The organism is Dyadobacter sediminis (assembly GCF_005860765.1).
In the GTDB taxonomy this organism is placed as follows: domain Bacteria; phylum Bacteroidota; class Bacteroidia; order Cytophagales; family Spirosomataceae; genus Dyadobacter; species Dyadobacter sediminis.
Map to the genome: position 1 here is coordinate 1189893 of NZ_VCEI01000021.1, position 15520 is coordinate 1205412.

Annotated in this window: 12 protein-coding genes; 6 read left to right on the plus strand and 6 right to left on the minus strand. The window is 45.5% G+C overall.

Features of this window, described 5'->3' with window-relative positions; translation table 11 throughout:
• Nucleotides 1-10: 10 nt before the first annotated feature.
• The 5 genes from FEM55_RS12195 to FEM55_RS12215 form a co-directional block, all read right to left on the minus strand.
• Nucleotides 11-1159, minus strand: a complete 1149-nt coding sequence (locus tag FEM55_RS12195; RefSeq protein ID WP_138281588.1) for a glycosyltransferase family 4 protein — start codon at nucleotides 1157-1159, stop codon at nucleotides 11-13.
• Entirely contained in the window at nucleotides 1159-2160 is a 1002-nt protein-coding gene (locus tag FEM55_RS12200) for a hypothetical protein (protein ID WP_138281589.1), read from the minus strand. The genes FEM55_RS12195 and FEM55_RS12200 overlap by 1 nt, the downstream gene beginning before the upstream one ends.
• Nucleotides 2161-2682: 522 nt before the next feature.
• A complete protein-coding gene (locus FEM55_RS12205) occupies nucleotides 2683-3048 on the minus strand; it encodes a VOC family protein (protein ID WP_138281590.1) in 366 nt (121 codons plus the stop codon).
• A gap of 24 nt (nucleotides 3049-3072) precedes the next feature.
• Nucleotides 3073-3588, minus strand: coding sequence for a cupin domain-containing protein (locus FEM55_RS12210; protein WP_138281591.1), 516 nt, complete (start codon nucleotides 3586-3588; stop codon nucleotides 3073-3075).
• A 14-nt stretch (nucleotides 3589-3602) separates the two neighbouring features.
• On the minus strand, nucleotides 3603-4946 hold the full coding sequence (locus tag FEM55_RS12215; protein WP_138281592.1) for an amidohydrolase family protein: 1344 nt from the start codon (nucleotides 4944-4946) through the stop codon (nucleotides 3603-3605).
• 149 nt (nucleotides 4947-5095) lie between these two features.
• On the opposite strand from FEM55_RS12215, the gene FEM55_RS12220 reads away from it, so the two are divergent.
• Nucleotides 5096-5275 (plus strand): DUF6496 domain-containing protein, encoded by a 180-nt coding sequence (locus tag FEM55_RS12220; RefSeq protein ID WP_138281593.1) that lies wholly within the window; start codon nucleotides 5096-5098, stop codon nucleotides 5273-5275.
• A gap of 317 nt (nucleotides 5276-5592) precedes the next feature.
• Nucleotides 5593-9459 (plus strand): PAS domain S-box protein, encoded by a 3867-nt coding sequence (locus FEM55_RS12225; protein ID WP_138281594.1) that lies wholly within the window; start codon nucleotides 5593-5595, stop codon nucleotides 9457-9459.
• 95 nt (nucleotides 9460-9554) lie between these two features.
• On the opposite strand, the gene FEM55_RS12230 is transcribed toward FEM55_RS12225, so the two are convergent.
• Nucleotides 9555-10412, minus strand: a complete 858-nt coding sequence (locus FEM55_RS12230; RefSeq protein WP_138281595.1) for an SDR family oxidoreductase — start codon at nucleotides 10410-10412, stop codon at nucleotides 9555-9557.
• A gap of 245 nt (nucleotides 10413-10657) precedes the next feature.
• Between FEM55_RS12230 and FEM55_RS12235 the strand changes: the two genes are divergently transcribed.
• From FEM55_RS12235 to FEM55_RS12250, 4 genes are read left to right on the plus strand one after another with little or no spacing between them, the layout of a single operon-like run.
• The gene (locus tag FEM55_RS12235) at nucleotides 10658-11920 is read left to right on the plus strand and encodes an NAD(P)/FAD-dependent oxidoreductase (RefSeq protein ID WP_138281596.1); all 1263 of its coding nucleotides are present in this window, start codon (nucleotides 10658-10660) and stop codon (nucleotides 11918-11920) included.
• A gap of 2 nt (nucleotides 11921-11922) precedes the next feature.
• Nucleotides 11923-12825, plus strand: coding sequence for a magnesium transporter CorA family protein (locus tag FEM55_RS12240; protein ID WP_138281597.1), 903 nt, complete (start codon nucleotides 11923-11925; stop codon nucleotides 12823-12825).
• Between the two features lie 45 nt (nucleotides 12826-12870).
• A complete protein-coding gene (locus FEM55_RS12245) occupies nucleotides 12871-14340 on the plus strand; it encodes a fibronectin type III domain-containing protein (protein ID WP_138281598.1) in 1470 nt (489 codons plus the stop codon).
• 22 nt (nucleotides 14341-14362) lie between these two features.
• The gene (locus FEM55_RS12250; protein WP_138281599.1) at nucleotides 14363-15490 is read left to right on the plus strand and encodes a glycoside hydrolase family 18 protein; all 1128 of its coding nucleotides are present in this window, start codon (nucleotides 14363-14365) and stop codon (nucleotides 15488-15490) included.
• Nucleotides 15491-15520 lie beyond the last annotated feature (30 nt).

The window sequence follows — 15520 nt, forward strand, 5'->3', positions numbered from 1 at the left end:
TTTTAGCTTTTTAACCTTTCCGGCTCAGGCTTTTGTAGCAGTCAGCCATCCGGGAAGCAACGTGCTTCGACGAAAAAGGCGCAATCATCTTCATGGATTCATTTCCCATGGGTACGATCCGGTCCGGGTTCTGCATAAAAAAACGCATGGCTTCTTCCAGTGCTGACTGATTTTCGGGATCAAAAGTAAGACCATTTTTTCCGGGTTCCACCAGGTCGGCTGCGCATCCGCACTTATCCGAAACCAGAACGGGCATGCCGCACGTCATCGCTTCATTCACAACCAAGCCCCACGGCTCCGATTTGCTCGGCAGTACAAGCACATCGCTTTTGGCAAGCCATTCGGGCACTTTATACCACGGAAATCCGCCTGCAAAAGTCACTTTATCGGCCAGGTTCAGACTTCTTGTTAAATTTTCGAGTAAATCCCGCTCCGGTCCGTCACCGACCAGCAGCAATTGCCATGAACCCGAATCGGTATGCTGGACGTTATAAAATGCCCGGATCAGCAAGGAAAGGTTTTTTTCAGGAGCAAGCCGGCCGGTAAAAATGAATTTTCGGATTAAATGCTCATTGCCGAACTGCTTTTTTGCCAGATCATACCGCGTTCTTATTATTTCCTCATCAATAACTGCTGCGTTGCGTACCAGAATAGTGGCCGGATTTACGCCCAGACTTTCCAGATATTGTGCCGAGGTTTTGCCAAAACAAAAGAATGCATTTGCCCGGTTTACAATAAAACGTTTCAACCGTTCTTTCAGGGCGGAGCGGTTGTGATCGGCGGACGAAGATTCAGAAGACAAAACCACTTTTACACCGCGCATTCGGGCATAAAACATCAATAGCACCTGCGCCCAGTCAAAATAACCGGTAATATTCAGGACCGTCGGTTTGTATGTGTGGAAAGCTTTGAAAAGCGATTTCAGCCTTTCCGGGAAACGAACGGAATCAAGGCTGCGGCTGAAAAGTACTTGATACGGGTAATCGTAAACAATGCTTTCGTCGCTTTGCATGGCACTGCGGCTTGCTTCGTACAAGGCAATCTGCACAACAAGGAAAGCGCTTTCCGGATATTTTTCTTTCAACGAACTGTATATTTCACTGAACAGCCTTGATTTGTAATGCGCCCATAACTGATTGTGAATGATGAGAATACGCATTATCTTTTAAATTTAAGGTATTCCTGAAACAACGGATACAGGTTATTGGCCATAAAAACCTGCCCCTGACTGTTATAATGCACCACATCCATATTCCGGTACAGTTTTGTGGAGATGCCCAACTGCAATTCATTGACCAAACGGATGTTTCTGCTCCTGGCAAAATCAATAATTTCCTCACCCTGATCATTGAAACGGCCGGATTCTATTTCTGAAATTTCGGGATGCAGATAAATGAACAGCGGAATGGATTGCTCGCGCGCCAGTTCGTAAAGCTGTTCATAACCCGGATTAAAAACAAGTCCGGGCTTCCGGATGCCGGCATTGTTCAGTTCCGTCTGTTTGACGGATTCCGTTTTGGTGGAGTCCGGCGGATTGTTTTGCTGACTCTGATCCGTTTTTGGCGAAGAAAACAGCGTGTCGTAAAAATAAAAAAACATCCATCCGTAACGGTCCCATAATTCATACAATGCCACTTTGTACTGCTTGTCGGGCATTCCGGGGTCGATACCGACCGGGCTTTGATGCGACATGATATCATGCGCGTCATGGCTGCTCGTCACCAGACACATCAGTTTTGCTTGGAACGTTCCGTACTTTTTAAGGTATGCGGCAATGTTGTCCGGCCCCCATGAACCCGCAGAAATATTCAGCACCCGGACCCTTGTTTTGAAATCGCGTAAAAACCATTTTTCCATGATGGTCGAAGCAATGCTGTCCTGATCCGTAAGACTTCCGCCGTTCACAACCGAATCGCCGATCAGCAGGATAACCAGGCTGTCCGTAGGCAAAACTTCTTCATTTCGCATGGAAAAACGATTGGTGCGCAGTGCATAGCCGAAACGTTTGACATCCTGATTCGGAGCATAGACATATTCAAAATCCGGATCGGAAATGTAAAGCGGAGAGTTGCAGAATCCGTATTTTACTCTCAATACAATCTCAGCAATTCCTGCAAGCAGAACAATAAGGATCAGGATTCGGTAAAAAAATTTAAGCATTATAAATCGGCGGTGTCTTCTGCAAACGCGCTGCAAATTTAGGATTACTTTTGCCAAATACGATTTTTTGCAGAATATGGACCTCAAATAAGTGCTTGCGGCAGCGTTGGCGTATTTGCCGGCGGAGATAAGTGCTCTGTCGTGGAAAATGGCATCTCACTTTTGGTCATGAGGTTGCACTTTTGGTCATGAGGTTGTCACTTTTGGTCATGAGGTTGCCATTTTTAGTCATTAGGTTGTTGTTTATGGTTATGAAGTTGTCATTTTTGGTCAGGGGGTTGTTATCTCGCAATTAGAGGCAGTAAAAGAACCCGTTCATGACTCACTAAAAACACTCTTTTTTACCAAAATAAAAATCCATTACAACCCATAACAACCTCATTACAATTCATGACAATCCATGACAACCCATTACAACCTCATGACAATCCATTTCAACTTCATGACACGCCATGACAACCTCATGACAATCAATAACCGAAAATGTTAACTTCCTTCCTCCTTCTTTCCCTTCCTTTTTCTTCAAACCATTTCAATCAGTTCAATGCGGTTTCCGAACGGGTCACGGAATGAAAAGCGGTTTCTGCCGGGGATCGGGCTGTCGTTTCGGATGGCAATGCCGTGCTGTTCGAGTAAGTAGCGTGCGCTTTCAAGGTTTTTTATCTCGAAAGCAGGATGCCTTTGCGACAATTCAGTATTTTTCTCAGCCCGGATGTGCAACTGTATATCACCTATCTGAAACCAAATGGCTCCGTTTGGCAGCGGATAACCCAGGTCTGTAAGTTCTTCCAGTGCTAAAATATTTCCGTAAAATTCCCTTGCTGCATTTTCTGCTCCTTCCGGAATGCAGAGCATAATATGGTCCAGTCTTTTGAATTCAATGTTCATTTTTACATGCTGTTTCGGATCAGGTTAAATCCAGATTTTTGATAATTCACCACTTTTGCCGTATAACGGATCCAGTTCAGGCATCGGTACACGTGCAATATTTTGCTGGGCCTTTGGCCTGTCACCCGGCTCACCTCTCAAAATGTCATAGTCGCTGCCGTTCGGATAAGCGCCTACAACGGCAAAATCCGCAGAAGCATCCTGTTTTTTGTGACCGACACCCGCGGGGATAATCAGGATATCGCCGGCATTGACCGTTATTTTTTCTCCCTTTTCACCGCCCATGTGCAGCAAGGCATTTCCGGCATAAACGGCCAGCACTTCGTGTGAAATGCTGTGATAATGATGATAGGAAAATACGCCGTTACGCCATGAATTTGTCCAATTGTTGCTTTCAAATCTTTGTTCGATCCAGGCGGCACCTTGCAAGGACCTTTCAGAAAATGCATTTCTATAAACGACCAGAGGGAATTTGCTGTTCGGGATTTTTCCGTCGTCGCTGAAAAGGAACGTTTCCGGTTTTATATTCAAGATACTCATCTTTACATGTGTTTTTACTTTTTCAAAGGCCCTTTGCTCGCTTCCTTTCCGTCTTTCCAGACCGATTCGATTTTACGCGTGTTTTTAATATTTTTTTCCGGATTGTCGCTCAGAATGATCAGATCCGCTTTTTTGCCTTTTTGAATGCTGCCGTAATCAGGATCGATTTTCAACGCTTTGGCTGCATTTAACGTGGCCAGCATAATGGCCTGCAAGGGCGTAAGCCCGGCGCGCACCATCAGTTCCATTTCCAGATGTTCCGTAAATCCCTGTGTTCTTACCGGAAAGGCGCCCGAATCCGTTCCCAATGCCACGGTGATGCCGGCATCAAATATCTTTTTCAGGTTTTCGGATGCTGTCTTAAATGCCGCCATGTTCTTTTCATAATCCGGTGAGTTTCTGATTTTTTCGGCATAAGCCTTATCGGTGATCATTTCAAAAACGCCGGGTTCGAGTGAAGCTTTAAAAAATTCATCATTGATCCAGTCGGGATTGCCGGCATAGGCAAACTGATATTCGTCCAGCGACAGGGTCGGAATGTAGGTTACATGATGCTGTTTCATTTTTGCAAGAAGATCTTCATCCGCTACTTTGTCACGAATGCTGTGTGCAATCATATCGATGCCGGCTTCGGTCAGCGCGCGTGCGTCTTCGGCGTAGAACAGATGCGCTGCCACGCGCAGGTTTCGTTTGTGCGCTTCCCGGATAATGGCGGTATAAATTTCGGGCTTCATTTTCTGTGCATTGCCGCCATGGTCATCCACCCAGATTTTCACGACAGTCGGTTTCAGCGGAACCAGTTTGTCCATCATGGCCGGCACTTCCTCCGGCGTGGCGGGCCTTTGCAAAAGGTTCATCCACGAGCCGGGCGAAGGATCGGGCGTGTTGAAACCGTATCCTGCTGAAAACAGACGTGCCCCGGGCAACAGTCCGGCGACTGTGGAATCGCGCAGACCATTGAATATGAGCGGACGGTCCGTTCCCATCACCAGTATGGAGTTGACGCCATAATCCTGGTATTTTCTGAGTTGTCTGAATATATTTTCACGCGTGTAATTTTCGGCCGAGGAAGTTGTTCCCTTAAGCGTTCCGATATGTGCATGAGCAGAAATGATCGCCGGAATGACAGTTTTGCCTTTCAGGCTGACTTCTTTTGCTCCATCCGCTTTAATCCCGTTTCCGACGGCTTCAATGCGCTCGCCTCTGATCAGGATATCCTGATTTTCTTTGGAGGCCGTGCCAGTTCCATCTATAATGGTGGCATTTTTCAGTAAGTACAAATCCGGCTGCTGCGCATAAGTATGCAGGAGGCTTGTAAGAAGAACCAGTAATCCGGTTAGCAATAAAGATGGTTTCATGGGAATAAATGGCTTGTTATAAAGTGCATTGCAATTCTTTTTGTCACTGATTGCGGTTCTTTGGTACAAGATTTGTTGTAACGGGTTTACTGACAACTTAAACCCGGCAACAATCGTTAATATAAACCATTCGTGACTTAAATCCTGAAATGATGGCAAGGTATTCAAAAAAAGCAGGAGAAAAAGTGGAGGAAGCCATGCACGAGCAAAAAGAAGGAAAGCTTAAAACGGGTTCGGGCAAAAAGGTAACTTCAAAAAAGCAGGCCATTGCCATTGGCTTGTCGGAAGCACGGAAAGCAGGAGCAAAGGTGCCGGAGAAAAAGAATTGAAGTATAGTACATGCCGGTCAGGTTTTTTAGGTACTTGGGAAGGTAATTGCAGGATTTGATTGAAATTGTGCAGTTTTTGTCATGACCGAAATGGATGCTTGTACTTGAATTATTAGTAACGGACAGTTACAATAATTTATGACTACACACTAATCTTTTATATGTAATGCTTCTTGGAAAGTAGTAGTAATTATTGGAAATTAGTAAAAGTATTACAACTAGCACGCTTGATTTTAACCATCTGACTAAATTAAGAGTTACCTTGTACATCATTTAAACACATGCAGAATGAAATTAAATTTGGAAGGCTTTTAAAGATGAATAACCTGAAAAAAGAGCTGTATAGCATTCTGCAGGAAAATGAAAATGTTTTTGATTTTATTCTGGATTCGGCAACGGACGGATTGATGATATGGGAAGGATCAGAAGTTTCCGGATATTGGGCAGATGATAAATTGTACAGAATGCTGGGAATGGATTCCAGACCGGAAAACAATGAACCCGACGAACTGTTGCAATCAGAAATACTTTCGGAATACCTTGAAAATGCCCGGAACCATTTCAGTAACAGCAACGAAGAATTCAGCAAGCGGATCCATATCAACGAAAACAAGTCTGAAAAACTGTTTCTGACCGTGCATGCGCTGGGAATATATAACAACAGCGGTGAACTGATCCGGATCATTTCAGGATTCAAAAGAACAGAGGAAGCCGGACCGAGTTCCGATTATAACAATCCGTTGTACAAAACGTTTCTGCACAGCAGCAGCATCTATGCTGTCGGTGTGGATATTGCCGGAAATTATTTTTACGCAAATGATTATTTCTGTAATTTTTACGGGGTTACACAAGATATCATATACGGAAAGTCATCGTTGCTGGGCGTTGTGCCGGAAGATGTACAAAAGTGCCTGGATACCGGCTGGAAATGCTATCTGGAACCGGAAATACCGCACGCTGTCGTTCTGAGAAAGCTGTCGCTGAAAGGAGAATTAAATACAACCCAGTGGGAATTTACAGGCATCCGGAACGAAGCGGGACAGGTTACGGAAGTATTCTGCATCGGGTATGACATTACGCAGAAATTAAAGGTGGAGGAAGATTTGTCCGTGCTGGTTTCGAGTATGAACGATGTCCTTTTCACCATTTCCCCGGATGGGATTTTTACATACGTGTCGCCAAGCTGGACGACCATGTACGGCTATTCGGTGGAAGAAACCGTCGGCAAATCGTTCATCAGTTTTATTCATCCGGACGATATTGAAATCTGCTTCAAGGCATTGCACAAAATCCTGACTTCACAAGATTCGGTAAAAGGAGGCGTGGAACACAGGATTATGCACAAGGACGGATCATGGTCGTGGAGCAGCACGATGGCAAATGTGAATCCGGTCAGCAAGGAAATCATACTGACGAGCCACAACATTACAGAGCTCAGAAATTCAAGAGAACGTCTGAAGGAACTGGCGATTGTCGCATCCAATACGACGGATTACATCCTCATAACGGATAACAAAGGTTACATTACATGGATCAACAAAGCCTGTGAAAACCAGACAGGATATACAAGGAAGGAAGTAAAAGGAATGAGGCCGGAGAAAATGATGGGCGGGCCGGAAACGGATAAAGAAACTGTTGACCGGATTTACAATGCATGCATCAGTAACAACATTGTTCAGGAGGAACTGCTTTGTTATAAGAAAAATGGTGAAAAATACTGGGTTGATCTGAAAGTTACCCCGGTTTGTGATGATAAAGGAAACTGCATCAATTACATAGCAGTGGAAAGAGACATTTCATCCCGTAAAAACACGGATGATGAAATGCGCAGGATGAAGGACATGCTGGAACAGACCAACAGCGTGGCCAGGGTAGGAGGATGGGAGTTTTATCCGCGGACGGGTGAAATTACATGGACGTCCATTGTGCGGGAAATTCATGAAGTGGATGACGATTTTATGCCTGATCTGCAGTCTGCCATTTCCTTTTATAAAGGCCCGAGCCGCCAGATCATAACGGAAGCGGTTTACGAAGCGGTATCGCACGGTACGGCCTGGGATATGGAACTGCAGCTCATTACAAGCAAAGGAAATGAGCTGTGGGTTAGGACCATCGGAAAAGCGGATATGAACAATGGCTTTTGCGAAAGGGTTTACGGGGCTTTTCAGGATGTTACGCTGCGCAAGCGCCATGAAGTGGAGCTGCTAAATTCGGAAGCCAAGTTCAGAAGCCTGTATGATTCTACAAGTGATGCCGTAATCCTTTTTAACCGTCATGAATACCTGGATTGCAACCATGCGGCCTTGATGATGTTCGGGCTGGATAGCGTTGGTTCACTGCTGAGAATGCCGCTGGGCAATTTGTCCAACAACCCGATGGTAGAAATGGAAAGCGGGCAAGGCATTACGATAGAACACGTCAATAAAGTGTATGAAGACGGAAGCCATAGTTTTGAATGGACTTACAAGCGTTTTGGCAAGATCAAAGGCACATTTGTCGCCGAAGTACTGTTAACACGGATCAGTATCAACGGACAGGAAATCATTCAGGCCGTCATCAGAGATATTACGCTCCGGAAGCAGGCTGAACAGGAATTGCTGGAAGCCCGCGAACATGCCGAATCCGCCAATAAACTGAAATCGGAATTCCTGGCCAACATGAGCCATGAAATCCGTACACCGCTGAATGGTGTTGTCGGTTTCACCGATCTGCTGATGAAAACCAGTCTGGATGAAACGCAGCAGCAGTACATGTCCATGGTTTTCCAGTCTGCCAATTCGCTGCTTGATATCATCAATGACATTCTGGATTTTTCCAAAATTGAAGCCGGAAAGCTGGAACTTACGATGGAGAAAACAGACTTGCTGGAAATCTGCGGGCAAGTCATGGATATGGTTACTTATCAGGCACAGCAAAAACATCTGGAAATGCTGCTGAATATTCCTTCGGATATTCCGCAGTTCGTCTGGACGGATTCCATTCGCCTGCGGCAGATTCTGGTCAATCTGCTGAGCAACGCCGTAAAGTTTACCATAACCGGTGAAATCGAACTTAAAATAGAATTACTGACTCCTTTGAGTAATCTGGAAAACAGTTTCAGGTTCTCCGTAAGGGACACAGGAATCGGGATCGAGCTGCAAAACCAGCGGAAAATCTTTGAAGCATTTGCACAGGAAGATTCTTCCACAACAAAGCGCTTCGGAGGAACGGGCCTCGGCCTTACGATTTCCAACAGTCTTCTGGGACTAATGGACAGCAGACTGCAGCTGACGAGCACGGTGGATGTGGGCAGTACGTTCTATTTTGATGTAACGTTTTCTTCTGTGGAAGGCGAGAACAAGTTTGCCTGGCAAAATAACGAGCACATTGATAAAATACTGATCGTAGATGACAATCTGAAAAACGGGCGTATCCTGAAAGATATTCTGAACAACAAAAATATCAGTGCAGATTATGTTCAGAACGGCGATGAAGCAATCAGAAAACTGGCTGCGGAAAACAGGTATGATGTTATTCTGATGGATTTCAAAATGCCAGGACAGGATGGAATTGAGACCGTGCGCAGGATCAGAAACATCAAAACGGAGCTTGCAAACCAGCCTGTTATCCTGCTTAATGACTCGTTTGAGGAAGAAATGCTCAATTCGGTAAAAGAAGAACTCAACATTCAGCATTTCCTGATCAAACCGGTCAAGATTCCGCAGCTGTTTCACACCTTGTCACAGATAAATCTGAAAAACGGGCATGACGTACCGAGCAATTCAGGACATGAAAAAGGCAAAGTCAGCGCCTATAACCATCAGGAAGTAACGGTTCTGATTGCGGAAGACCATAAAATCAACATGCTGCTGGTTAAAACGATGCTGGAAAAGATACTTCCCAATGTCCGAATGATTGAAGCGGCAAACGGAAAAGAAGCCATCAAGGCCTATCAGCAATCTGATCCCGATTTGATTTTCATGGACATACAAATGCCTGAAATGAACGGTTATGAAGCCACAGGAGCTATACGGATGCTGGAAACAGATAGAAAGATCCCGATTATTGCACTGACCGCCGGAACCGTTGTCGGAGAACGTGAAAAATGTATTGAAGCCGGAATGGACGATTATCTTACCAAACCGGTTATAAAGGATACGCTGGAAGAAGCAATTCAGAAATGGCTTTTTAAAGGAAAAAAATAGAAGAGCTGTCTTAAAACAAAGCTGTCATTGATGCTGGAAATAGGCCGGAAAACACATCCGGACTTTCCTGTCGCAATGACAGCTTTGTTTGATTTTTATCCGTTAACAACTTGTCCGCCATTTGGATGCAGAACCTGCCCGCTCATGTAGGACGCATCTTCACTGGCCAGAAACACATAGCACGGCGCCACTTCGCTGGGTTGTCCGGGTCGTTTAAGAGGCGTATCTTTGCCGAATTTTTCTACCTTATCAGAATCAAAAGTAGCAGGGATCAGCGGCGTCCAGATCGGGCCGGGTGCAACGGCATTTACCCTGATGTTCTTTTCTGCCAGATTAATCGCCAGCGAACGGGTATACGCTACAATGGCGCCTTTCGTAGAGGAATAATCCAGCAGCGCAGGGCTTCCGTGATAAGCGGTTACCGAAGTCGTATTCACAATCGCATCGCCTTCTTTCAGGTGCGGAAGTGCCGCTTGTGTAAAATAGAAGAAAGAAAATATATTGGTCGAAAAAGTATCTTTGAGCTGTTCGGCGGAAATTTCCTGCACGTCCTCTTTCGGGTGCTGCTCGGCGGCATTGTTCACCAGAATATTCAGTTTCCCGAATTCGCTTACAACACGTTCCACGGCTTCTTTACAGAAGGATTCGCTGCGGATATCGCCCGGGATCAGCAGGCAGGCTTTTCCTTCGGCTTCCACAAGCGATTTTGTTTTTTGTGCATCTTCGTTCTCATTCAGGTATACAATGGCAATGTCGGCACCTTCACGTGCAAAATGTACGGCAACGGCACGTCCGATACCGCTGTCGCCGCCCGTAATCAGAGCCGTTTTTCCTTCCAGCCTGCTGCTGCCTTTGTAATTCTCCCGGATAATAACCGGTGCCGGATCCATTTCTTTTTCAATGCCCGGCTGTGATTCCTGCGTCTGGCCTTTCGTATCTATTTCGTAATTCATCTTTACAATTTTTGAATGAAGGTTAAATCTAACCGGACTGCTAAAAACGATATGCCAGTACAATGAGCGGCACTGGCTTCTGGCGGAAGGTATGAAATGAAGAAGGGAAATTATGACTGAGTAAAGAATTTCACACTACTGACCGGGAAAAAGCAGAAAATGGCCCTGAACTGCGCGCTGCATCGTACTTCGGGCATAATTATAGTATCCAACGTGGATTATTTCCGTCAAAAAGATCAGATATCATGGAGCAAAAAAAAGTAGTAATTATCGGAGGCGGATTTGCAGGAATAAACCTTGCGCAGAAACTGGCAAAAGACAATCTCTTTCATATAACTATCGTAGATAAAAACAATTACAACTTCTTTCCGCCGCTGCTTTATCAGGTTGCCACCGGATTTCTGGATCCTTCCAACATCTGTTATCCGTTCCGGAAGTTCTTTCAGGAAAAGAGCAATTTAAGATTCAATCTGGGATTGTTTCAGGAAGTTTTTCCGGCAGAAAACAGAATTTTAACGGACACCGGAGACGTTTACTACGATTATCTCATCTTTGCGACAGGTACCGAAACCAACTACTTCGGAATGGAGAACGTTAAGAAATATGCGGTTCCCATGAAAACGGTGAAAGATGCGCTGGCGTTGCGGAACCATATTTTATGGAACAAGGAAAAGGCGACTAAAATTGCGGACGTAAATGAAAGGAAAAAGCTGCTTTCCATCGTTGTAGCCGGCGCTGGTCCGACCGGCGTGGAAATTTCGGGCATGCTCGCTGAAATGCACAAGAATATTTTTAAAAGGGATTATCCCGAACTGAACAGAGACGAAGTACAGATTTACCTGGTGGATGCGCTTCCGAATGTGCTGAACCCGATGACAAAAAAATCGCAGCAGGATACGCTGGGCGAACTGAAAGGACTTGGAATAAATGTGCTGCTGGATCATGCCGTAAAGGATTTTCAGAATGGCGTCGTAACGTTCGCAAACGGCCATGCCATACAAACCGAAACGCTGATCTGGACTTCCGGCGTCACAGGCATTGCCTTGCCGGGACTCCCCAAGGAAGCCATAGGAAAAGGCAGAAGAGTTTTGGTGGACAGTTATAACCGGGTAAAAGGCTTTACGAATATATTTGCAATCGGTGACATTTGCCTGATGACGACCGATGAGAAATTCCCGGACGGACATCCGCAGGTTGCGCAGGTTGCCATTCAGCAGGGAAGGACGCTTGCCAAAAATTTCAGGGCATTAATAGAAGGGAAAACGCTGCACGACTTTCATTACAATGACCGCGGCTCCATGGCGATCATCGGCGTGAACAAAGCCGTTGCGGACTTGTCGGGAATGCATTTCAACGGGTTTATTGCTTATATGATGTGGCTTGTGGTGCATTTGTTTTCGTTGATCCGTTACCGTAATCAGGTCAAGACATTATATAACTGGATTGTTGCGCTTTTTACCAGAGATCAGTCGCTGCGCTTTATCCTGGATGCGAAACCTGACAAATAATTATGATCCATGTAATTACCGAAAGTTCCGAGTACGGTTTTGAATGGCTGGATGCCGAAAATCCGAGTGATGAAGAAATTGATGAGTTAACCAGAAAATATTCCTTGCACCATTCTTCGATAAAAGACTGGCGCCAGCCCGATCATCTTCCCAAATTCGAGAATGTCGGCGGTTATGCTTTTATTATTTTCCGAGTACATGCCGAGGAAGTCACAATGGAGGCGGATACGGTTCCGGAACTTACTGACAGTGTGGCCATATTCATGAATGAAGAACGGATCATAACACTGCACCGAAAAGCATGGCTCGCACCGGAAGCAATCCGGAACAGCCAGAAAGAACAGAATACATGCAGCAATACGCACGAGCTTGTCAATGAAATTATAAAAGTCTGTCTCACGACGTACGAAGAGCCTTCTATTAAACTGACGAGCGATATCGAATACTACGAAGCCAATATGTTTCTGAAAAACAGAAAGCCTGCAATGCTGAAAGGGCTTTACTATTTGCGTCGGAGAGTGGAAGTAACGCGCAGGGTCATTATGCTTTCGCACGATATCATGGAAAAAATAGATACGCCGGAACAAGGCAATGCCAATACCAGAGATACAAGGGATCTGTTTGTAAAACTTCAGAACATTTACGATACACTTTTTGAGAACATGAATCAGCTCGTGATGATCTATTTTTCCATATCTTCCCAGCGGACCAACGAAATTGTACGCATTCTGACTTTGTTTTCGGTATTTTTCATGCCGCTGACGTTCATTGTAGGCATTTACGGAATGAATTTCCGCTACATGCCGGAGCTTCAGATGAAATACGGTTATCCTGTCACCCTGTTTGCGATGGCATTGATTACGGTCGGGATTTATATGTGGTTCAAGCGAAAAAGCTGGCTCTGAAAAAGCGTTCAGCGTTGTTTTGACTCAATAATTTGTACTCAACTTATGAAAAAACATTGCATGCCTGCCATGCGGTTTGTGCTATATGCCCTGATCATGAACCTATTGGTATTGTCGCCGCCTGCATATTCCCTTGCAGTTCCGGTGGTACCCGCCAGTCTGAAAGCTACGGCTGTTTCTCCGGTGCAGATTAATCTGGAATGGACGGATGCTTCTCTGGACGAAACCGGATTTGAAGTGGAACGCTCGCTGGACGGCAAAGTTTTTGTCCGGATTGCCGATCTTCCTGCAAACAGCAAGGCTTTTCAGAATCTGCAGCTTATTGCTTCAACGACATACTGGTACCGGGTACGGTCAAAAAACGCATCCGGATTTTCAGCTTATTCCAATGTTGTGAGCGCCGTGACAAAACCGCCGGTAATCACCATTCCGAAAGCGCCCTCCAGTCTGGCCGTGACAACGGTAACAGGAAAAGAAATCAACCTGAAATGGACTGACAACGCAACGGATGAAACAGGTTTTGAACTGGAAAGGTCCTTGAACGGAACTGCTTTTGCTAAAATTGCCGACATAACCGCCAATGCTACGGCTTATGCAGATACCGGTCTTGCTTCCACAACCAAATACTGGTACCGACTGCTGGCTAAAAATACAGCCGGAAAATCTGCATATTCCAACGTGGTGAGTGCCACGACGCTGGAAGTAGTTCCCAATGCGCCGGCGGGATTAATTGCAACGGCTGTTTCACCTTTTCAGATTAATCTTGCATGGACAGATAAAGCAGTGAACGAAACCGGTTTTCAACTTGAACGTTCGCTGGACGGAGTTACGTTTACCAAAATTGCTGACATTGCGGCCAACAGGATCGGTTACGAAAACAGGGATCTTGCGCCGGCTACAAAATATTATTACCGGATCAGGGCGGTAAACCTGATCGGGCCATCGGCATATAGTGCGGTGAGTTCGGCGACGACGCAGCAAATTCCGGTACCCGACATGCCGTCAAACTTGACAGCTGTACCGCTTGCGCCTGATCTCATTCAGCTGAACTGGTCGCCGGTAACCGGCAATGCAAATGCCATTGTTGTGGAACGATCACAAAATACGGACGGTAATTTCAGGGAAATAGCCCGCCTGCCGGCCAGTGCAGTGCAGTATCAGGACAAGGATTCACTGGCCATAACGGATTATTACTACCGGATCAAAGCCGTCAATGCCGGCGGAAGTTCGCCTTACAGTCTGATTTCCATTGTTCGCGGATCTACGATTATCACTGCAAATGAGCCGTTAACAAACCAGAACCGGATTTATGCTTACGGGCGAACTTTGGTGATTGATCTGAAACCGAAGCCGCAATACCAGCTCAGCATTTATGATTTGAATGGAATATTAAGAAATCAGCAGAATGTGCAGCCTTCATCACGAATTGACCTTGGCTTGCTGCATCCGGGTATTTATATCGTTGTTGTGGAAACTGAAAACACGCGTTTGACGCATAAAATTGTCATTGATTAACCCTGAACCAAAGCTTGTAAGCATGAAATCATTTCTTCGTTTGTTGCTGCTGACAACTGCATTTTGCTGCTTCCATTTTCATAAAACGCTGGCGCAAAAAAAGAAAAAGTATGTTGTGAATGCTTATGTCGGCGGTTTTCGCGGGCTGGTGAATACTGAAGAAATCAATGCGGACAAACTCACGCATATCAATTATGCATTCGTCAACGTTCAGGACAGCCTTGCCGTTCTGACTAATTTGGCCACGGATTCCACCAATTTCAGGAAGCTGAACGCACTGAAGCTTAAAAACCCGGATCTTCAGATTCTTATTTCAATCGGCGGCTGGGCATGGAGCGAGAATTTTTCAGATGCGGTGCTGACGCCGACTTCCCGGCTGCTGTTTGCAAAATCGAGCGTGGACATTATCCGGCAGTATCATCTGGACGGCGTGGATATTGACTGGGAATATCCTGCCATGCGCGGTGAGGAAGGGAATGTTTTCAGGCCGGAAGACAAGCAGAACTTTACGCTCATGTTCAAGGCATTGCGTGAAGAACTGAATATACTGGAAAAGGAAAAAGGAAGGAAATTTTTGCTGACAGCGGCCGTCGGCGGTTCAAAATCCTTTATTGACAATACCGAAATGGGTTTGTTGCAGCCCTATATGGATTATATTTTCATCATGACTTACGATTACGGTGGTAAAAACGGTACGGTCGGGCACCATACCAATCTTTACGGTTATGGCAATTCCAGAGATGTTTCGTCTGCGGATCAGTCTGTTAAAAATTTTATCGCAGCAGGCGTCCCGGCTTCCAAAATCGGATTGGGCGCGGCTTTCTACGGAAAAGGCTGGGAAGCAGAAACGGGTAAAAACAATGGACTGGGTGAAAAACGCATCAGATCGGTTCCGGGCGGCGGCTACACCAAGCTGAAAGATTCACTGATCAATCAGAACGGCTACAAAAAATACTACGACAAAAAAGCCCGGGCACCTTATCTTTTCAACGATTCCACCAAAGTGCTCATCACGTACGAAGACGAAAAATCGGTAAGAGACAAATGCAAATACGTGAAGAAACACAAGCTGGCAGGGATTTTCTTCTGGGAATATTTCAACGATCCCAAGGAATACCTGATTAAGGAAATCAGCCGCAATCTGGACTGAAAGCTCAAATTTCTCCGGATAACTAACCGT